This is a genomic window from Delftia sp. (assembly GCF_059499305.1).
In genome coordinates, this window is sequence record NZ_JCABYI010000038.1 from 38,300 (window position 1) to 58,562 (window position 20,263).

At 70.3% G+C, this 20,263-nt stretch carries 15 protein-coding genes; 7 read left to right on the top strand and 8 right to left on the bottom strand.

Annotated features, from left to right (window positions below; all coding sequences use genetic code 11):
- Positions 1-16: 16 nt before the first annotated feature.
- Positions 17-2,551, bottom strand: coding sequence for a penicillin acylase family protein (locus AC5I49_RS26970; RefSeq protein ID WP_495790147.1), 2,535 nt, complete (start codon positions 2,549-2,551; stop codon positions 17-19).
- A 185-nt stretch (positions 2,552-2,736) separates the two neighbouring features.
- Between AC5I49_RS26970 and AC5I49_RS26975 the strand changes: the two genes are divergently transcribed.
- Complete coding sequence (locus AC5I49_RS26975; protein ID WP_034363630.1) at positions 2,737-3,117, top strand: hypothetical protein; 381 nt, start codon at positions 2,737-2,739, stop codon at positions 3,115-3,117.
- Between the two features lie 148 nt (positions 3,118-3,265).
- On the opposite strand, the gene AC5I49_RS26980 is transcribed toward AC5I49_RS26975, so the two are convergent.
- From AC5I49_RS26980 to AC5I49_RS26995, 4 genes are all read right to left on the bottom strand, one after another.
- Positions 3,266-4,015 carry a sterol desaturase family protein gene (locus AC5I49_RS26980; RefSeq protein WP_016449226.1) on the bottom strand — a complete coding sequence of 250 codons (750 nt, stop codon included), beginning with the start codon at positions 4,013-4,015 and terminating at the stop codon, positions 3,266-3,268.
- A gap of 19 nt (positions 4,016-4,034) precedes the next feature.
- Positions 4,035-5,027 carry an LD-carboxypeptidase gene (locus AC5I49_RS26985; RefSeq protein WP_252653222.1) on the bottom strand — a complete coding sequence of 331 codons (993 nt, stop codon included), beginning with the start codon at positions 5,025-5,027 and terminating at the stop codon, positions 4,035-4,037.
- 286 nt (positions 5,028-5,313) lie between these two features.
- Entirely contained in the window at positions 5,314-6,633 is a 1,320-nt protein-coding gene (tadA, locus tag AC5I49_RS26990; protein ID WP_495790178.1) for a tRNA adenosine(34) deaminase TadA, read from the bottom strand.
- A gap of 60 nt (positions 6,634-6,693) precedes the next feature.
- Positions 6,694-7,953: an ABC transporter substrate-binding protein gene (locus tag AC5I49_RS26995; RefSeq protein WP_017404104.1), complete on the bottom strand. Its 1,260-nt coding sequence runs from the start codon at positions 7,951-7,953 to the stop codon at positions 6,694-6,696.
- 467 nt (positions 7,954-8,420) lie between these two features.
- On the opposite strand from AC5I49_RS26995, the gene AC5I49_RS27000 reads away from it, so the two are divergent.
- Positions 8,421-10,427, top strand: coding sequence for a peptidase U32 family protein (locus tag AC5I49_RS27000; RefSeq protein ID WP_016451402.1), 2,007 nt, complete (start codon positions 8,421-8,423; stop codon positions 10,425-10,427).
- On the opposite strand, the gene AC5I49_RS27005 is transcribed toward AC5I49_RS27000, so the two are convergent.
- The gene (locus tag AC5I49_RS27005) at positions 10,391-10,672 is read right to left on the bottom strand and encodes a hypothetical protein (RefSeq protein ID WP_012206611.1); all 282 of its coding nucleotides are present in this window, start codon (positions 10,670-10,672) and stop codon (positions 10,391-10,393) included. The two genes, AC5I49_RS27000 and AC5I49_RS27005, sit on opposite strands and share 37 nt — an antisense overlap.
- 10 nt (positions 10,673-10,682) lie before the next feature.
- Positions 10,683-13,025: an FdhF/YdeP family oxidoreductase gene (locus AC5I49_RS27010; RefSeq protein ID WP_495790148.1), complete on the bottom strand. Its 2,343-nt coding sequence runs from the start codon at positions 13,023-13,025 to the stop codon at positions 10,683-10,685.
- A 128-nt stretch (positions 13,026-13,153) separates the two neighbouring features.
- On the opposite strand from AC5I49_RS27010, the gene AC5I49_RS27015 reads away from it, so the two are divergent.
- Positions 13,154-13,612 (top strand): GNAT family N-acetyltransferase, encoded by a 459-nt coding sequence (locus tag AC5I49_RS27015; protein WP_013801551.1) that lies wholly within the window; start codon positions 13,154-13,156, stop codon positions 13,610-13,612.
- Between the two features lie 12 nt (positions 13,613-13,624).
- On the opposite strand, the gene AC5I49_RS27020 is transcribed toward AC5I49_RS27015, so the two are convergent.
- Positions 13,625-16,387, bottom strand: coding sequence for a winged helix-turn-helix domain-containing protein (locus tag AC5I49_RS27020; RefSeq protein ID WP_495790149.1), 2,763 nt, complete (start codon positions 16,385-16,387; stop codon positions 13,625-13,627).
- Positions 16,388-16,564: 177 nt separating this feature from the next.
- Here AC5I49_RS27020 and AC5I49_RS27025 point away from each other — a divergent pair, with 177 nt between their 5' ends.
- From AC5I49_RS27025 to AC5I49_RS27040, 4 genes are all read left to right on the top strand, one after another.
- On the top strand, positions 16,565-17,347 hold the full coding sequence (locus AC5I49_RS27025) for an SDR family NAD(P)-dependent oxidoreductase (RefSeq protein WP_013801549.1): 783 nt from the start codon (positions 16,565-16,567) through the stop codon (positions 17,345-17,347).
- Positions 17,348-17,472: 125 nt separating this feature from the next.
- Entirely contained in the window at positions 17,473-18,657 is a 1,185-nt protein-coding gene (locus AC5I49_RS27030; protein ID WP_016449218.1) for an acetyl-CoA C-acetyltransferase, read from the top strand.
- A 69-nt stretch (positions 18,658-18,726) separates the two neighbouring features.
- Positions 18,727-19,551, top strand: a complete 825-nt coding sequence (locus AC5I49_RS27035; protein WP_495790150.1) for an ABC transporter ATP-binding protein — start codon at positions 18,727-18,729, stop codon at positions 19,549-19,551.
- Complete coding sequence (locus AC5I49_RS27040) at positions 19,535-20,260, top strand: ABC transporter ATP-binding protein (protein WP_495790151.1); 726 nt, start codon at positions 19,535-19,537, stop codon at positions 20,258-20,260. The genes AC5I49_RS27035 and AC5I49_RS27040 overlap by 17 nt, the downstream gene beginning before the upstream one ends.
- Positions 20,261-20,263 lie beyond the last annotated feature (3 nt).

The window sequence follows — 20,263 nt, forward strand, 5'->3', positions numbered from 1 at the left end:
TGCAGCCTGCTGCAACCTACTGGGGCCGCAGCATCATGGAATGGCGCCAGCGCGCGGGCGCCATCTGCAGCGGCCGGTAGCGGCCGTCGGCCCATTCGGCAGACATGTCCGCATAGCGGCTGGACAGGGCCACGCCGCTTTGGCCGGTCTGGTAGATGAACAGCGAGCGCTCGGGCTCGGCCAGGTCGTAGATGGCGCGCAGCGATGCCGCATGGCGGTTGGCGAACGGCGCCCTGGCATCGCCGGGCAGGTACTGGCCCACGTTGACGGTGTAGCTGTCGCCGCCCGAAGGCACGCTGACATTGAAGATGCCCGCCAGCAGCCCCACGCTGCCCAGCGGCCGGTGGCTGCTCAGGGCCGCATGCACCGCGCCCCAGCGCCAGCGGCCCAGGTCGCTGCCCTGCGTGGCCTGCAGGCGCGCCAGCGCCCGGTCCAGCGCCTGGCTGACCTGGGCGCTGCAGCCCGCCGCTGCGCACCACCAGCCATCGCGGCGCTCCAGCATGCCTTCGATGCCCGCGCGGTAATCGCGCTTGCCATAGGTGGCCGCAAAGGTCTGGGCGCCAATGCGCGGGATCACCAGGCCGCGCGTGAGTTCGTCCACCCAGGCGGCAAAGATCAGGGGCGCGGCCTGCGCGGCATCCATGCGGCCGTCGAACTGCGCCATCACCCGGCGCGCCTGCCCGGCCAGCGGATGTGCGGCCGGCGCTTCGTCCAGGGCCTTGAGCATTTGCGGCAGCAGGGCGCGGGCGGCCAGCGAGGTCTGGTCGTTCTGGATGGAGGCCATGCTGACCACGTCGTGCCTGTCCTTCGCATCGATGAGTTCGGTGATGCGCAGGTGCCGGTACGGCAGGCTCCAGTCCTGGGTGAGGAAGTGGGCATAGCCCTCGCGCGTGATGCGCTGGTTGGCGGTGGCCAGATAGCCCTGCGCCGTTCCATCGTCCTGCGGGGCCTGGTCGTAGGGCAACCAGCCCTGCCAGTCGTAGCGTGCCTCCCAGCCCGGCGCGGGCGCCACGCCGCGCAGGTCGTTGTCGGCCGCGCGCAGCGGCACCCGGCCTGCGGCCTTGAAGCCGATGTCGCCATGGACATCGGCCGCGACGATGCTCTGCATGGGCGAGTGGTAGTCGGCAAAGGCCTCGAACAGCTGGGCCACGCTGCGCGCCTCGTTGGCGCGCAGGCCGGCCTGCACGGTGAGGTTGTCGGTGTCCAGCGCCGCCCAGCGCAGGGCCACGGCGTAGCGGCGCTTGTCGAGCACGGCCTCGTACTGGGGCTGCACATCGCTGATCACGGGGCCGTGGCGCGTGCTGCGCAGCGTGAGCTGCACATCGGCCCGGCCCTTGACCCTGATGCGCTCGCTGCGCTCGGTGAAAGGCGCCCAGCCGTCCGGCGTGCGGTAGCGGCCCGGGTTGCCTGGATCGATCTGCTCCAGGTACAGATCCTGCACATCGGGATTGGTGTTGGTAAAGCCCCAGGCCACCTCGCGCGTGCGCCCCAGCACCACGAAGGGCAGGCCCGGCAGGGTGGCCCCCACCACATCGATGGGCGCCAGCGGCGTGCCGTCCTGCGCATGGCCGGCGGGCGACTGCAGACGCGCGTAGTACCAGATGGCGGGCGCGCTCAGGCCCAGATGGGGATCGTTGGCCAGCAGGGGCTTGCCGCTGACCGTGCGGCTGCCCGAGAGCACCCAGTTGTTGCTGCCCTTGCCGTCGTTGGTGCCCGCATCGCGCACCATGTCGCGGGACCAGCGGGCCCAGGCATCGCTCGCCTCGCCGGCGGCAGCCACCTTGGGCGCAGACGCCGCCTGTGCCTCCTGGCGGTACACGCCCAGCCCCCGGTAAAGCGCGGCCAGATCGGTGGCGGTGGCCGGCGCCTCGCCCGGATAGGGCGGCATCAGCTGCCACAGCTGCTGTGTGTCCAGTTGCGAGAGCGCGGCCAGCCGCGCGAACTCGTTGCCCCAGTTGCCGCCCAGGTCCAGCGCCATCATCAGCGCCCAGCCCACGCTGTCCTCGGGCGCCCAGGCCGAGCTGTCGCCTCCGCCCGGCGTGGTGCCCAGCAGCATGAATTCGGGCACCTGCGGATGCTGGCGCATGGGCAGGGCCGCATAGAAGGCCGCGATGCCCTCGCTGTAGGCCTGCAGCGCCTCGCGCGCGTTGGCGGGCAGGGATGCGTACTGGCGCCGCGCCGCGCCGCGTATGTCCAGCGCACGCATGAGCTTGTCGGTATCCAGCGTGGCCGGCCCGAGGATCTCCGACAGCGTGCCGTGCATCAGGCGGCGGTTGAACTCCAGCTGCCAGCCGCGCTCCTGCGCATGCACATGGCCCAGCGCGCGCCACAGGTCCTGCGGCGTGAAGGCGCTGATGTGGGTGATGTCGGCCTCGTCGCGCCGCACACGCACGGGCTGCTCCAGGCCGGCCAGCGTGAGCTGTCCGTCGAGCACCGGCTGCACGCGCACGGCATAGATGGCCACCGCGCTACCGGCCAGCAAGGCCGAGCCGACCAACGCCACGGCGCCCACGCTCCACCATCGCGAGTTCAGGATTCGCATGATTCCCATTCTTCTCCCTTCCCCCTGCTTTTTTTCATATCGTAGTGTTGCAGTTTGTAGCATATGAACTGGTCCATTGCTCACATTGCTCACGACGAATCGTCAGCAAGTCTGGCCCCGCCTTCAGGCGACAATCAGCGCCCGCCCTGCGCAAATGGATGCAGGGCGCCAGACAGAAACAGGAAGTACCAGGAATGTGGCCTTTCAGCCTCTTGAAGAAGCTCAGCCAGGACCCGCCCGTGGGCCAGCCCCGTGGTGACTACATAGGCTGCTACCTGCTGGGAACCGAGGCGCCGGGCCAGGCCGGCGTCAGCTACGTCTCGCTGGCCACCACGCGCGAGCAGCTGCAGGCCGATGCCCGCGCCTACCTTGAAGGCTTCGTGCGCGACCACCCCGAAGCGGCCGACACCGACCTGTCCGCCATCCGCTCCCTGCTGGAGAACCTGCCCCAGCGCCTGGATGCCCACCTGTCCGGCGACACACGCGCGCCGCTGGCCGAGCAAGGCGGCACCGTGCTCTTCCTGCGCACCGGCATGCGCGCCCGCCGCAAGGAAAACGGCCGCTACCTCGAATAGCAGTCAGCCCCCCGCCACCGTACAGAGCCTCAAAAACTGGTGCGGCCAAGAACAAGGGACAGCGAGCAAGGGCCTACGCCGGCCGCGCCGCCCCGCATCGAGGCTGTCGTCCCCCCCCGCGAAGCGAGAGGGGAAGGCGCGCAGCGCCTCAGGGGGAGTTCTGCTTGTGCACGTCTTGCCAGCGCAGCATGTCGGTCACGCGCTCGGCCTTGTCGGCATCAAAGCCCAGGCGCTCCACCCGCTCGGCCGGATTGGCCCAGGTGCCGAACAGCAGATCCCAGACGGGCAGGCCGTAGTTCTGCGCATGGTGGCCGTACTGGTGGTGCACGGTGTGCATCTCGGGCCGCTGCACGATGTATCCCAGCCAGCGCGGCGTGCGGATGTCGGCATGCAGGAACAGGTCGAACGCCCCCGTGAGGCCGATGGCGAAGGCGGCAGCCAGCGGGCTGGCCCCCAGCACCCAGTAGCTGGACAGCGCGCTCAGCAGCACGGCGGCCGCCGTGTCCATGGGGTGGGCGAAAAACGCCGTGAGCGCCTCCACGCGCGGCGCGCTGTGGTGCAGCTGGTGGAACAGGCGCCACAGCGTGTCCGACCGGTGCGTGGCGCGGTGCCACCAGTAAAAGACAAAGCTGGTGAGCACAAAGCTCAGTGCGCCCACGGCCCAGGCCGGCCATTGCCGGCCCACGTCCAGCAGCGCATGGCGGCGGATGCCGTCCGAGAACAGATGGCCTACCGCCAAGGTGGTGGCCAGCGTGCCCAGGCCCAGCAGCGTGGACAGGATCAGCCAGCGCCGGTCGCAATGGTTGCGCGAGGCCGGCGCGATCACCTCGCGCGTGAAGATGCCGACGAACATCAGCGCCAGCAGCGGGTAGGCCGCGAACTCCCACATCTGCAGCATGCCGTCTGCTCCTTGCCGCTCAGTGCACGTGGCCCCAGTAGATCAGCGCATCGCGCCCTTCGACCGACAGCGACACGGGCGCGCCCACGGGCAGCATCACCTTGGTCGGCACATGGCCGTAGGGCAGGCCCTGCAGCACGGGGCACTTGACCTGGCTGCGCAGCCAGTCGATCACGGTCTGCAGCTTGAAGCCCTTGTCATGCGAGCTGAGCTTGAACTCGCTGAACTGGCCGAACACGATGGCCTTTTGCTGGGCCAGCACGCCCGCATGCAGCAGCTGGGTCAGCATGCGCTCCACGCGGTAGGGATGCTCGCCCACGTCTTCCAGGAACAGGATGCCGCCCTTGATCTGCGGGAAGTACGGCGTGCCCAGCAGGGACACCAGCACGGCCAGGTTGCCGCCCCACAGCGTGGCGCCGCCGCTGATGTAGAAGTCCTTGACGGCAGGCTTGCCGTCTTCGCGCAGGCCGATCTTCGGCATCTGCCAGCCTGCGCCCTCGCCCTGGCCGCTGAGCAGGTCGTTGAAGCAGTCCAGCATGATGTCGTCCACGCCGCCCTCGTCGTCGGGGCGGCCGAAGTCGTGCACCAGCAGCGGGCCGGCCCAGGTGGTGGCGCCGGTCCTGGCCAGCAGGGCCAGCGACAGCGCCGTGAAGTCGCTCAGGCCCACGAAACGCGTGCCGCCTGCGATGGCCTTGGCCACGGCCTTGTACTTGATGCCCGGCAGGATGCGCGTGAGGCCGTAGCCGCCGCGCGTGGGCAGCGCCAGGTCGGCACCGCTGGCCGCCGCACGGTCGATGGCCGCCAGGCGCGTGGCGTCGTCGCCGGCAAAGCGCTGGTGGCTGCTCAGCGCATCGGCATCGATCTCCACCTGGTGGCCCATGGCCTCCAGGCGGCGAACAGCCCGCTTGAAACCGGCCTTGTCGCGCACGGCGCCGGCGGGCGAGTAGATATAGATGTGGCGCGGACCCTGGTCATGCGCGTGGCCGCAGCAGCTGCCGTCGGCGGCGTGCACATGCTCGTGGTCGTGGGCATCCCCATGGTCATCGGCACGCCCGTGGCCATGCGCGCAGCACTGGCCGTCGGCTGAATGCACATGCTCGTGCGAGTGATCTGCGGGAGCAGAAACGGGGGCTGAAACGGTAGCGGTAGCGGCTGCCGTTTTGCGGGGGGTGCGGGAACTGCGCGAAGTGGCCAAGGTGGTTCCATGCCGGCCCTGGCCGGCATGCTCCATATTGCAAGGGGAGTGAAGACGGGGACCTGGCGCCGCGCAGCCCCGGCAAGGGGCCGGCGGCGCTGGCCTATGGGCGGAAGTATTCCACAGCGTCGGCCACCATGCCGGCTGCGCACAGGGGAACCCAATGGCCGCACGGGGATAGGCGCAGCTGCGCCGGCGGCAGCTGTGGCAGCGCCTGCAGCCAGGCCTGTCGCCATGCGGGCGCGGGCAGCAGCACATCGTGCTCGCCGCCCTGCACCCACAGGCGCTGCTGCTGGCTCCACTGCGCCAGCAACGCCATCGGCAGCGCAGGCATTTCGGCCCGCACGCGGGGCCAGGCCTGCAGCGCGGCGCGGTGGCCGGGTTGGGAAAACGGCAGGTTCCAGGCCTGCGGCTGTGCGCCAGCCTCCTCACCCGCCTCGCGCATGGCGCGGCCCACGGGCCATGACGGCTTGCGCGCCGCCTGCGCAAACCATTGCATGCAGGCATGGGGCGCCGGGCCTGCGGGCCAGGCATTCATGAGCCAGGCGCCGCAAAAACGGGCGGGCTCGGCCTGCGCCACGGCCAGGCCCAGGTGCGCGCCATCGTCATGGCCGACCAGCACGATGTTCCGCAGGTCCAGCGCCAGCACCAGCTCAAGCAGCACTTGCACATGCCAGGCCGCGCTGTGCGCCTTGTCCTTCTTGGGCTGGTCGCTGCGGCCAAAGCCCGGCAGGTCGGGAACGACCACGCGATGGCCGGCCTGGAGCCACCCGGGCAGCATGGGCTGGAACAGCTGGCCCCATGCCGGGCTGCCGTGCAGGCACAGCCAGGTCAGCGGTGCATCGTGCGGTCCTTCATCGACCACGGCCAGGCGCAGGCCTGCCAGCGCCGGCAGGTCGCTGCGCCACTGCGGCTGGGCAAAGCCGCCGAAGGTGGAATCCGCATGGCGCAGCGCCGTGTCCTTGAGCGGATGCGGCTGGGCCGCGCGCTGCTCGGCGCGGCGCATGCGAAAGAAGTCCGACATCAGGGCCGCGCATTCGCCGGCCAGCACGCCGCGCGTCACCTGCGTGTGGTGGTTGATCTGCGGCAGCGCAAACACGTCCAGCACCGATCCGGCCGCGCCCGTGCGCGGCTCGGCCGCGCCATAGACCACGCGGCCCAGGCGCGCATGCAGCATGGCGCCGCTGCACATGGTGCACGGCTCCAGGGTCACGTAGAGCGTGCAGTCGTCCAGCCGGTAGTTGCCCAGGTGCGCGGCCGCATCGCGCAGCGCCAGCACCTCGGCATGGGCCGTGGGATCGCCGTGGGCCACGGGCGCGTTGCGGCCCCGGCCGATGATGGCGCCGCCCTTGACGATGACGGCGCCCACGGGCACCTCGCCCGCCCCGGCAGCGGCGCGTGCCAGCTCCAGGGCGGCGCGCATCCAGGCCTCGTCGTCGGCCTGCGGCAAGAAAGGGGGTTCGGCAGCCACGTTGTCAGCGCGTCAGGGCAGCGCCTTGCGCACGCCCTGCGCGTAGTGGTACAGCGTGACCACCGGCGCCTGCAGCTCGCCCTGGGGCGTGAAGGCAATCGGCGCCGTCACGCCCTCATACCGGGTCTGGCGCAGATAGGGGATATAGGCATCGGGCCGGATGGAATCGGCCCGCACCATGGCCTGGGCCAGCACCATGGTGGCATCGTAGGCGTAGGGGCTGAAGACCTGGTACTGGTCGGCAAAGCGCTGGTCATAGCGCTGCTTCCAGGCGGTGCCGCCCGGCATGCGCTCCAACGGGCTGCCGCCGACGGCGCAGGTCACGTTGCGCAGCGGCGCCGCGTTGCCGGCCAGCTCGGGCAGGCGCAGCGTGCACTGGCCGTCGCCGCCCAGAAAGCGCACCTTGTCCATGGCCAGCTGGGCCATCTGCCTGAGCATGGGGCCGGCCTGGGCATCCAGGCCGCCGAAGAAGATGGCGTCGGGCTTCTTGCCCTTGATGGCCGTGAGGATGGGGACGAAGTCCGTGGACTTGTCGCCGGTGTACTGCTTGTCCACGATCTCGATGCCCTGCTCGCGCGCCTGGGCCTCGAACAGCGCCACGATGCCCTGGCCGTAGGCCGAGCGGTCATCGATGATGGCCACGCGCTTGACGCCCAGCTTGCCCACGGCGTGGGACACCAGCGCATCGACCATGGCGCGGTCGTCGGCGATCACGCGGTACGTGGTGTCATAGCCCGACTGGGTGATGGCCGGGTTGCTGGCCGCAGGCGTGACCATGACGATGCCGCAGTCGTGGTAGATGGACGTGGCCGGCAGCGTGGTGCCCGACTGCAGGTGGCCGACCACGGCCGCCACCTTCTTGTCGCACAGGCGCCGGGCCAGGGCCACGGCCTGGCCGGGGTCGCCGCCGTCGTCGCCGGCCTCCAGCTTCCAGTGCAGCTTGCGCCCGCCGATCTCCAGGCCCTTGGCATTGAGATCGTCCAGGGCCATGCGCACGCCGTTTTCCTCATCCTTGCCCAGGCTGGCAATGGGGCCGGACACCGGCCCGGCATGGGCAATGCGCACCACCAGGGGCGCATCGGCTGAACCCGGTGCAGCGGGCGCAGCGGGTGCAGCGGCCGTACCGGGTGCAGCCGCCGCAGCGGGAGCGCCTGCCGCCTGCCCGTTGGCCGGGCCGCTTCCCGGCAGCGCCCAGGCCAGGCCACCGCTGCCCAGCATGGCGCACAGCAGGGCAGGGCCGGCCCACGGGAAATGGCGAATCGAGGCGTGCATGGCAACTCCTGGAAAAAACGGTCAATCAGTGAAACGGCGCCTTGGCCAGCGAAATCCGCTGCGGCGTGGCCAGTCTGGCGCTGCCCGGCCGGTCAAGGACTGGCGCAGCGAAAGCGCACCAGGCAGAGGGCGGAGCAGGCACGGGCCAGGGTGTCCGGCATGGCGGCCCGGCCCGTGCAGTGCGCATCCTAAAGGATAGGCAAAAACCGGCGCTGCGCGTCCGGGCATCGGGCGCATACCCCCTGGCGCGCGTTTTTTCGGGGCTGCGGCGATAATGCTGCGCCTCACCGCAAGCGGGCTGCGAGGTTTTCGTCGCCGGACCGCCCCAAGACAAAAAGCGGCCCCCTTGGGGGGCAGCGGACCTTGCGCAGCAAGGGTAGCGTGGGGGCCAGTTTCCCCCGCATTGCGCCCGACGCCCGGCACCCCCACGCCGGTGCGGGTACGAACACAGAACACCACAAAGCCCCATGTCCCTCCTGCCCCACCAGCTCGAACTCCTGTCTCCCGCGCGCGATGCCGACATCGGCATCGAGGCCGTGAACCATGGCGCCGACGCCGTCTACATCGGCGGCCCGGCCTTCGGCGCGCGCGCCACGGCGGGCAACGACATCCGCGACCTGCAGCGCCTGATCAACCACGCGCACCGCTTCGGCAGCCGCATCTTCATCACGCTCAACACCATCCTGCGCGACGATGAACTGGAGGCCGCGCGCAAGATGGCCTGGCAGATCTACGAGGCCGGTGCCGACGCGCTGATCATCCAGGACATGGGCCTGCTGGAGCTGGACCTGCCGCCCATCCAGCTGCACGCCAGCACCCAGACCGACATCCGCACCCCCGAGAAGGCGCGCTTCCTGCAGGACGCCGGCCTGTCGCAGATCGTCGTTGCGCGCGAGCTGGACCTGCAGCAGATCGCCGCCGTGCGTGCGGCCACCGACCCGGCGCGCACCACCATCGAATTCTTCGTGCACGGCGCGCTGTGCGTGGCCTACTCGGGCCAGTGCTACATCACCCACGCCCACACGGGCCGCAGCGCCAACCGCGGCGACTGCAACCAGGCCTGCCGCCTGCCCTACGAGGTGCTGGACGCCAGCGGCCGCATCATTGCCCACGAAAAGCACGTGCTGTCCATGAAGGACAACAACCAGAGCGACAACCTGCGCGCACTGATCGACGCCGGCGTGCGCAGCTTCAAGATCGAGGGCCGCTACAAGGACATGGGCTACGTGAAGAACATCACGGCCCACTACCGCAAGCTGCTGGACGAAATCATCGAGGAGCGCGAATTCTCCGACACGCCGCTGGCGCGCTCGTCCTCGGGCAGCACCACGTTCAGCTTCACGCCCGACCCCGACCAGAACTTCAACCGCGAGTTCACCGACTACTTCGTCAACGGCCGCAAGGACGACATCGGCGCCTTCGACACGCCCAAGACACCGGGCCGCGCCATCGGCTGGGTCACCAAGGTGGGCGAGAACTTCGTGGAGATCGAGACCTCGAGCCGCGACACCGAACTGCACAACGGCGACGGCCTGTGCTACTACGACCTGCAAAAGGAACTGGTGGGCCTGCAGATCAACCGCGCCGAGTCGGTGGATGCGAAGAAGTCGCTGTGGCGCCTGTTCCCCAAGGACCCCATCGCCGGCTTCAAGGATCTGCGCAAGGGCCTGGAAGTCAACCGCAACCGCGACATGGCCTGGGTGCGCACGCTGGACAAGAAGTCCAGCGACCGCCGCATCGGCCTGTGGGCCGAACTCAAGGAAACGCCCGACGGCTTTGCGCTCACGCTGACCGACGAGGACGGCTTCACCGCCACCGCCGCCATCGTGCAGGAACACCAGGCCGCCACCGACGCAGCCCGTGCCGAGGCCACGCTGCGCGAGCAGCTGGGCCGCTTCGGTGCCACCATCTTCTCCGTGCATGACATCGGCCTGCAGCTGAGCCAGCCCTGGTTCGTGCCGGCCTCGGCCCTGAACCAGCTGCGCCGCGACGCCGTCGCCGCGCTGGAGGCCGCGCGCCAGGCCGGCTTCGTGCGCCTGCCGCGCGCCCTGCCCGTGGAGCCGCCCGTGCCCTTCCCCGAGGACACGCTGACCTACCTGGCCAACGTCTACAACCAGAAGGCGCACGACTTCTACATCAAGCACGGCGTCAAGGTCATCGACGCGGCCTACGAGAGCAAGGAAGAAGAAGGCGAAGTCAGCCTGATGATCACCAAGCATTGCGTGCGCTTTTCCATGAGCCTGTGCCCCAAGCAGGCCAAGGGCGTCATCGGCGTCAAGGGCACGATCAAGGCCGAGCCGCTGCAGCTGATCAACGGCAAGGAAAAACTCACGCTGCGCTTCGACTGCAAGCCCTGCGAGATGCACGTGGTCGGCAAGATGAAGCGCGCGGTGATCAACCAGCACGCCAAGGAAATGCAGGAGTTTCCGATGCAGTTCTACCGCACGCGGCCCGTGCCCTCGGCCAGCGCCTGACAGGCCTCGGCCTCCACCCACAAGCGCCCGCGCTCCGTCAGGGCCGCCAGCCACCGCCCCTCTTCCTGCTCCAGCCTGACCCAGCCCGGCCCCGGTGTGCCGGCAATGGGTGCATCGCCCATCAGCGCCAGGCAGCGCATGAGCACGCTGGCGCCCTGCCCCAGTCGCTTGCCCAGCCTGGGCAGGGACATGGGTGCGGGTTCGGTGGCCAATTCGCGCAGGATGGCGGCGGCCAGTTCTTCCATGCCTTGCACTTCAGGCAGCCATTTCTTCCAGCGCGGGAGACGGCACGGCAGGCAGCCTGTGCGCCACCAGCTGCACGGGAATGGACTTGGAGCTGGGCGTACCCGCCACGATGGCCGTGGCCGACAGCGGCACCAGCGGATTGGTCTCGGGATAGTAGGCAGCGATGCAGCCGCGCGGAATGTCATAGGCCACGAGCTTGAAGCGCTCGGCGCTGCGCTGCTGGCCGTCATCCCACACCGTCTGCAGGTCCACCCAGTCGCCATTCTTCATGCCCAGGGCGCGGATGTCCTCGGCATGGATGAAGACCACGCGGCGCTGTCCGAAGACGCCGCGGTAGCGGTCGTCCATGCCGTAGATGGTGGTGTTGTACTGATCGTGCGAGCGCGTGGTGAACAGCGTGAACACCGACGATGCGCCGGGGCTGCGCGCGGCGCGCGCGCGGTGCACGGGCGTGTCGCGCGGCACGGCGTGCACGAAGAAGCCGGCCTTGCCCCGGGGCGTCTCCCAGATGCGCTCGCTCGCCGCATTGCGCAGCTTGAAGCCGCCCGGCACGGCCACGCGCGCGTTGAAGTCGTGGAAGTCGTCGAAGACCTGCTCGATCAGCTCGCGTATGCGTGCATAGTCGCCAGCCAGCTCCAGCCAGTGCACGGGCCGCTGCGCGCCCAGCGTGGCGGCGGCCAGGCGCGCGACGATGGCGATCTCGCTGAGCAGGTGCTCGGACGCAGGCGGGTTGATGCCGCTGGAGATATGGACCATGCCCATGGAGTCCTCCACCGTCACGCCCTGCGGGCCGCCGGCCTGCATGTCGATCTCGGTGCGGCCCAGGCAGGGCAGGATCAGCGCCTCGCGGCCGTGCACCAGGTGGCTGCGGTTGAGCTTGGTGGCCACATGCACGGTCAGGTCGCAGCGGCGCAGCGCCTGCCAGGTGGCATGCGTGTCGGGCGTGGCCGCCGCGAAGTTGCCGCCCAGCGCGAAGAAGACCTTGCCCCTGCCTTCGAGCATGAGGCGGATGGACTCGACCACGTCCACGCCGTGGGCACGCGGCGGCTCGAAGCCGAAGACCTGCTGCAGCCGGTCCAGCAGCGCGGCCGGCGGCTTCTCCCAGATGCCCATGCTGCGGTCGCCCTGCACATTGCTGTGGCCGCGCACCGGGCAGGCGCCCGCACCCGGGCGGCCGATGTTGCCGCGCAGCAGCAGCAGGTTGACCAGCATCTGCACGGCGGCCACCGAATGCATGTGCTGCGTGATGCCCATGCCCCAGCAGACGATGGTGCTGCGGGCGGCGATGTAGACCTCGGCCGCCGTCTGCATCTGCGCGCGGCTCAGGCCGGACTCGGCCTCGAGCAGGCCCCAGTCCTCGGCCCGCAGGTCCTCGGCCAGGGCCTCGAAGCCGGTCGTGTGTTCGGCGATGAAGGCATGGTCGAGCACGCCGCCGCACCCGTGCCCCAGTGCATCGTCCTGCGCGATCACATGCTTCATGATGCCCTTGACGGCCGCGATGTCGCCGCCCACGCGCAGCTGGAAGTAGTGCGTGCTGATGGGCGTGGCGCCCAGGGTGGCCATCTCCAGCTTGCTTTGCGGGTCCTGGAAGCGCTCCAGCCCGCGCTCGCGCAGCGGGTTGAAGCTCAGGATGCGCGCGCCGCGCTTGTGGGCTGCGCGCAGCTCGCCCAGCATGCGCGGGTGGTTGGTGCCGGGGTTCTGGCCGAAGATGAAGATGGCATCGGCCTGCTCGAAATCGGCCAGCTGCACCGTGCCCTTGCCCACGCCGATCTGCGGCTTCATGCCGCTGCCGCTGGGCTCGTGGCACATGTTGGAGCAGTCGGGGAAATTGTTGGTGCCGTAGGCGCGCACGAACAGCTGGTACAGGAAGGCCGCCTCGTTGCTGGCGCGGCCCGAGGTGTAGAAGATGGCCTGGTTCGGGTCGGGCAGCGCGTTCAGGTGGCGGGCAATCAGTGCAAAGGCGTCGTCCCAGGCGATGGGCCGGTAGCGGTCGCTGGCCGCGTCGTACACCATGGGCTCGGTGAGCCGGCCCTGGTCTTCCAGCCAGAAATCGCTTTGCGCCATGAGCTCGGCCACCGTGTGCCGGGCAAAGAATTCGGGCGTCACGCGGCGCGCCGTGGCCTCGGCCGCCACGGCCTTGGCGCCGTTCTCGCAGAACTCGAAGGTGGAATGGTGGTTGCGGTCGGGCCAGGCGCAGCCCGGGCAGTCGAAGCCGTCGGGCTGGTTGGCCGACAGCAGCGTCTTGGCGCCCTTGACGGCGATATCCTGGCGCATCAGGGCCTGGCTCACGCTGCGCAGTGCGCCCCAGCCGCCAGCGGCCCCCTTGTAGAACTCGATCTTTTGTTCGGACATGGGCCGGGAGTGTTCCGCCTATCCATGATCCAGGTCAAATCACATCTCCAAATGGAGAGATTCAGCAAAGATATGAGCACGGCATCCTTGCCCTGCGCCATGCTGGCAACCTCCGCCCCGGACCACCGATGAACTCCACAGCCATACACACCGCCATCCCCGAAGACGCCGCGCTGATCGCCCCGCTGTTCGATGCCTACCGCCAGTTCTACGAGCAACCTGCGGATGCCGACGCGGCGCTGGCCTTCATCACGGCGCGGCTGGAGCGCGGCGAATCCGTGATCCTGCTGGCCCGCCGACCGGACGGCAGCGCCCTGGGCTTTTGCCAGCTCTACCCCTCGTTCTGCTCGGTGCTGGCCGCGCCCATCTACGTGCTCTACGACCTCTTCGTGGTGCCCGATGCGCGCCGCCTGGGCGTGGGCCGCGCCCTGCTGCTGGCGGCCGAAGCCCATGCCCGCGCCACGGGCCATGCACGCATGGACCTGACCACGGCACGCAACAACCTGCGCGCCCAGGCGCTGTACGAGTCGCTGGGCTGGGTGCGTGACGAAGTGTTCCTGACCTATGCGCGCCATCTGCAGGCTTGAGCCGCCAGCGGCCTAGCGCAAAACCCGCAGCTCCCGCGCCAGCGCCACGGCCTGGGTGCGGCTGCGCGCGCCCAGCTTGAGGTTGATGCTGCGCAGGTGGGTGCGCACCGTGCTGTCGGAGACGAAGAGTTTCTCGGCCATGGCCGCATTGGAGTAGCCCGAGGCCAGCAGCTCCAGCACGCGCAGCTCCTTGCGGGTCAGGGGCTCGGCAAGCGCCGTGGCCGGCGCCGGGCCCTGGGGCGCATCCGCTGCCTGCAGCTCGGGGGGATCGGCGGGCTCGGCAGGCTCGCCCAGGGCAGACAGCAGCCGCTGCGCATGGGCGGCAGCCTCCGGCTCCGCCGCTTCCGTGCGGCGCGACAGTGAGGACGACAGTGAAGGAGACAGTGAGGGCGACAGCACGCGCTGCAGCACAGGCGCGAGCAGCGGCCCCTCATCGAGCATCAGGCGCACAAAGCCTTCGCTGGCACCGTGGCGCAGCGGCTGGGCCAGCATGGCGGCGGCGGCGTCCAAGTCGCCGCCGCCCGCCTCGGCCAGCGCGCACAGCACCTGCAGCTTGAGGCTGCGGTGGCGGCGCCCGCGCAGTTGCGCATCGGCCAGCAAGGGGGCGATGGCATCGCGCACGTCACGGCAGTCGCCAAAGTGCAGCCCCCAGCGCAGCCGGGCGATGGCGATGTCCTCCACCTCGTGCGGCGGCAGGCGCAGGCGTTCCACGCGCGGCCATACGCCAGGGTCGTCGGCACGCTCCAGCGCCTCGGACGCGGCCGCCCGGTTGCCCTGCAGCACGAAGATGCGCGCATGTTCCAGCCGCGCGCTGGCCGTCACGCGCGGCAGCTGGCGCTCGTGCCCCAGGTATTCCAGTTCGGTGAGCAGGCCCACGGCGGCATCCACGTCGCCGCGCAGGAAGGCGATGCGCGCGCGCATGCGGTAGCTGGCGATCACGTGGTCGGGCAGGCCCACATCGCGTGCCAGCGGCAGGTAGACCTGCAGCAGGTGATCGGCGCCGTCGATGTCATTGCCCTCGTAGAGCACCCCCGCGTACAGGACGCCTGCCCAGGCATTGCCGTTGGTGGGGTTGTAGGCCGCGCTGCGCGGCGTGGCAGCCAGCGCCACCCTGAAACGCGCTGCCGCCTGGCGCAGCCGGCCGGCGGACAGGTCCAGCACGCCTTCCATGGCCTCGGTGTACATGCGGCTGAACAGGCTTCCGGCCTGGGTGCTGCGTGCCGCATCCAGCAGGCGGCGGGCCTCGTCGGTATCGCCCAGCACCGATGCCACGTAGGCCATGGCATTGGTCAGCGAGCTGTCCGCAAAGGGCCGGCAGCTGGGCAGGCGCGCCAGCGCCTCGCGGCCCAGGGGCGCAGCCTCTTCCACGCGGTCCATCATGGCCAGCAGCAGCGGCCGCAGGGCGATGACCAGGGCCTGCGCCGCAGGGTCGGCGGCCATGCCGGGCTCCAGCGCATCCAGCCACAGCTGTGCCTGCACGGGACCACGGGTGAAGCAGTCGGCATAGGCGGCCACGGCCTGCAGCAGCGGCTCGCGCGCCAGCAGCGGCGCCGGCAGGGCCGTGAACCAGCGCGACAGCAGGCGCATGCGGCCCTGCTCCATCAGCGCCTCGGCATGGCGCGCCAGCAGGGACAGGGCATGCGGCAGGTCGCCGCCTTCCAGCGCATGCTCGATGGCTGGCACGGGCCGGCCGCAGGATTCGTACCAGCCGCTGGCCGCCAGATGCAGGCGCTGCACCTCGCCGGGGCGCTCGCGCTGCAGCTGGGCGCGAAGAAAGTCGGCAAACATGCTGTGGTAGCGCCAGCTGCGCCTGCCCTGCCCTTCGTCGGCCAGCGGCAGCAAGAACAGATGGGCCTGCTCCAGCGCCTGCAGCATGGCGGCGCCATCGGCGCGCGGCACCAGGGCCTGGCAGACCTGGGCATCCAGCGTGCGCAGGATGCTGGTGCGCAGCAAAAAATCGCGCACGGGCGCGGCCTGCTGTGCCAGCACGTCCTCGGCCAGGTAGTCGGCCACGGCGCGCTCCGAGCCCGAGAAGCGCTCGATGAAATCGCTGTGCGCCCCATGCCGCTCCAGCGCCAGCGAGGCCAGCCACAGCGCGCCTATCCAGCCTTCGGTCTTGTCCACCAGGCGCGCCACGGCCTCGCGCGGCAGCGCGCAGCCGCGCAGGCGAAAGAACTCCTCGGCCTCGGCCGCTGAAAAGCGCAGCAGCGCCGCATCGATCTCGAGCAGCTGGCCGCTGGTGCGCAGCCGCCCCAGCCCCAGGGCCGGCAGCGCGCGCGAGCCTATGACCAGCCGGCCGTGCACGGGCAACTGCTCCATCAGCTGGCGCACCAGGCCCAGCACGGCATCGTTGTGCAGCACCTCGAAATCGTCGATGAACAACGCAAACGACCGGCCCTCGCCGGCCAGCGACTGCAGCGCCCGGGACAGCTCGCCCGGCCCGTCCGCCTCGCGCTCGGCCATGCCACCCAGGCCGCGCACGGCCGCACCCAGGCATTGCAGAAAGCGCGAGACATCGTTGTCGGCGGCATCCAGCGTGAGCCAGGCCGTGGCCTGCCCTTCGGCCTGCAGGCGCTCGCGCATCTGGCGCATGGCCGTGGTCTTGCCGAAGCCGGCAGGCGCACGCACCAGCACCACGCGGGCGCGCAGCGCCTCGGGCCAGCGCGCGGCCACCGCCAGGCGCGCCACCTGGGCTGCGGCCGCGCGCGGCGGGCTCAGCTTGGCCTGGGGCACATAGCCGGAACCGGGAGCAGGAATGGGCACTGGGGACGGCATGCGGGCGAGGAGCACATGGCAGGAGTGAAGGAGCGGGCACTTTCGTCGGTTTCGACGATGGCGGCAATGCGGGGTGATTCCTAGACTGGCCTGCAGATCATAGGCAGCGCAGCGCGCCCTGTCGCGAGCCAAGGCGACAGAGCGCGCGGCAAAGACTCTCACAAAGGAGACCCACACATGCAGCTTGACGCAAGCATCAGCGCCGTCGTCACGGGCGGGGCATCGGGCCTGGGCGCGGCCACCGCGCGCCGCCTGGCCGCCAGGGGCGTGCGCGTCGCCCTGTTCGACCTCAACGAGACGGCCGGGCAGGCGCTGGCGCGCGAGACAGGCGGCCTGTTCTGCCGCGTGGACGTGACCGACGAGGCCAGCGTGGACGCGGGCTTTGCCCAGGCCCGCGCGGCCCACGGGCAGGAGCGCATCCTGGTCAACTGCGCGGGCACGGGCAATGCCGTCAAGACGGCCAGCCGCGACAAGGCCACGGGCGAGATCCGGCACCTGCCCGTGGCCAATTTCGACCGCATCATCCAGATCAACCTGGTGGGCACCTTCCGCTGCATCGCCAAGTCGGCCGCGGGCATGCTCACGCTGGAGCCGCTGGCCGACGGCGAGCGCGGCGCCATCGTCAACACGGCCTCGGTGGCGGCGCAGGACGGGCAGATGGGCCAGGCCAGCTACTCGGCCAGCAAGGCCGGCATCACGGGCATGACCCTGCCCATCGCGCGCGACCTCATGGGCGAGGGCATCCGCGTGAACACCATCCTGCCCGGCATCTTCGACACGCCGCTGCTGCAGGGCGCGCCCGACAACGTGAAGGCGGCGCTGGCCGCCTCCGTCCCCTTCCCCAAGCGGCTGGGCCAGCCCGACGAATACGCCCACCTGGCCGAGACCATGATCACCAACGGCTACTTCAACGGCGAGTGCGTGCGCCTGGACGGCGCCATCCGCATGGCGCCGCGTTAGGCGTACCGCCCAGCCACTAACCGTCCCCGCGTTTTCCCTGGCCGGAATCGTCGCTTGCGACGATGCCCGGCCCGCGCCGGCCGGGCCACCATCCCCCCAGGAATACAGGAACAGGAGACATATCCATGGCACAGGCATACATCGTTGCCGCCACGCGCACGGCAGGCGGCAAGCGCGGCGGAAAGCTCTCGGGCTGGCATCCGGCCGATCTCGCGGCCCAGGTGCTGGACGAGCTGGTGCGCCGCAGCCAGGCCGACCCGGCCCAGGTCGAGGACGTGATCATGGGCTGCGTCAGCCAGGTCGGCCAGCAGGCGACGAACGTGGCGCGCAACGCCGTGCTGGCCTCGTCCCTGCCCGAGTCCGTGCCGGGCACCACGGTGGACCGGCAGTGCGGGTCGTCCCAGCAGGCCCTGCATTTCGCGGCCCAGGCCGTGATGTCGGGCAGCATGGACATGGTGATCGCCGCAGGCGTGGAGAGCATGTCGCGCGTGCCCATGGGCACGCCCAACGCCCTGCCCGCCAAGGCCGGCCTGGGCGTGTACATGAGCCCGGCCATGCAGCAGCGCTATCCGGGCGTGGAGTTCAGCCAGTTCATGGGCGCCGAGATGATGGCCGGCAAGTACGGCCTGGCCAAGGACCAGTTGGACGCCTATGCGCTGCAAAGCCATGAGCGCGCCGTGCAGGCCGCGCGCGAGGGCCGCTTCGACCGCGAGATCCTGGCCGTGCAGGCGCGCAGCGCCGAAGGCGGTACCGAGGGCGAAGGCCAGCCGCACACGGTGGATGAAGGCATACGCTTCAACGCCACGCTGGAGGGCATTGCCGGCGTCAAGACCATCCGCGAAGGCGGCTGCGTGACCGCCGCCACGGCCAGCCAGATCTGCGATGGCGCCAGCGGCGTCATGGTGGTCAGCGAGCGCGGCCTCAAGGCCCTGGGCGTGCAGCCGCTGGCGCGCATCCACCACATGAGCCTGCTCGGGCATGACCCCGTGATCATGCTGGAGGCCCCCATCCCCGCCACCCAGGCCGCGCTGAAGAAGGCCGGCATGCGCATCTCCGACATCGACCTGTACGAAGTCAACGAGGCCTTTGCCCCCGTGCCCCTGGCCTGGCTGCAGGCCACGGGCGCCGATCCGGCGCGGCTCAACGTCAACGGCGGCGCCATTGCGCTGGGCCATCCGCTGGGCGCCTCGGGCACCAAGCTCATGGCCACGCTGATCCACGCCCTGCATGCGCGCGGCGGGCGCTACGGCCTGCAGACCATGTGCGAGGGCGGCGGCATGGCCAACGTCACCATCATCGAGCGCCTGTAGGCGCCGCCATGCCACCGTGCGGCCGGCGCGGCCCGCGCAGGCCGCCCACCATCGGGGGGAGGGAAAGCCATGAGCCAGGACTCGCAGCCCCTGCTGCGCATTGAAGGCGTTTCGCTGCGCTTCGGCGGCATCGTCGCGCTGGACGGCGTGAGTTTCGATGTTGCGGCAGGCCAGATCTGCGGCCTCATCGGCCCCAACGGTGCGGGCAAGAGCAGCCTGTTCAACTGCCTGTCGCGGCTGTATGCCTGGCAGGCCGGCCACATCCGCTTTCGCGGCCAGCCGCTGGCCACGCTGGCGCGCCACCGCATGGCCGCGCTGGGCATGGGCCGCACCTTCCAGAACCTGGCCCTGTTTTCCAGCATGACGGTGGCCGACAACGTGCGCCTGGGCACGCACAGCCACCAGCACGCCGGCTTTGTGCGCGACGCCCTGCGCCTGCCCGGCGTGCGACGGCGCGAGGAAGAAGCCCGCGCCCAGGCGCAATCGCTGATGGCCCTGCTGGAGCTGACGGGCGTGGCAGAGCGCCGCGTGGCCGACCTGCCCTTCGGCACGCAAAAGCGCGTGGAGCTGGCGCGCGCCCTGGCCTGCCGCCCGCAGTTGCTGCTGCTGGACGAGCCGGCCTGCGGCCTCAACCATGAGGAGCTGGCCGGCCTGGGCGACCTGATCCTGTCGCTGCGCGACCGGCTGGACCTGACCGTGCTGCTGGTGGAGCACCACATGGGCCTGGTCATGCGCGTGAGCGACAAGGTCGTGGCGCTGAACTTCGGCCGCAAGATCGCCGAAGGCACGCCGGGCGAGGTCCGCGCCCATGCCGAAGTCATCCGCGCCTACCTGGGCTCGGACATGCAGCCGCAGGATCAGGACAGGGAGGTGGCGCATGCCGGCACTGCTTGAAATCCGCGGACTGCATGCGGCGTACGGGTCTGTGCGCGTGCTGGACGGCATCGACATGGACCTGGCCGAAGGCCGCGTCACGGCCCTGCTGGGCGCCAATGGCGCGGGCAAGACCACCACGCTGCGCGCCATCTGCCGCCACCTGGTGGACACACGCGGCGAGGTGCGCCTGGCCGGCGAACGCATAGACCGGCACAGCACCGAGCGCATCGCGCGCCAGGGCGTGGGCCATGTGCCCGACGGGCGCGGCACCTTCGCCCAGCTCAGCGCCGAGGACAACCTGCGCCTGGGCGCGCAGGCCCGGCCCACGCGCGCTGCCCGTGCCGACGTGGGCGGCGATATGGAGCGCATGTTCGGCTACTTCCCCCGCCTGCGCGAGCGCCGCACCCAGCAGGCCGGGACGCTGTCTGGCGGCGAGCAGCAGATGCTGGCCATTGCCCGCGCCCTCATGGGCCGCCCGCGCCTGCTGCTGCTGGACGAGCCCTCCTTCGGGCTGGCGCCGCTGGTGGTGCGCGACATCTTCGGCATCCTGCAGCGCATCAACGCCGAGCAGGGCACGACCATCCTGCTGGTGGAGCAGAACGCGCGCCTGGCGCTGGAGCTGGCGCACAGCGCCTACCTGCTGGAGACCGGCCGCATCGTGCTGCACGGCCCCAGCGAAGCCATGCGCCGCAACGATGCGGTACGCCAGGCCTATCTTGGGGAGTAGCGG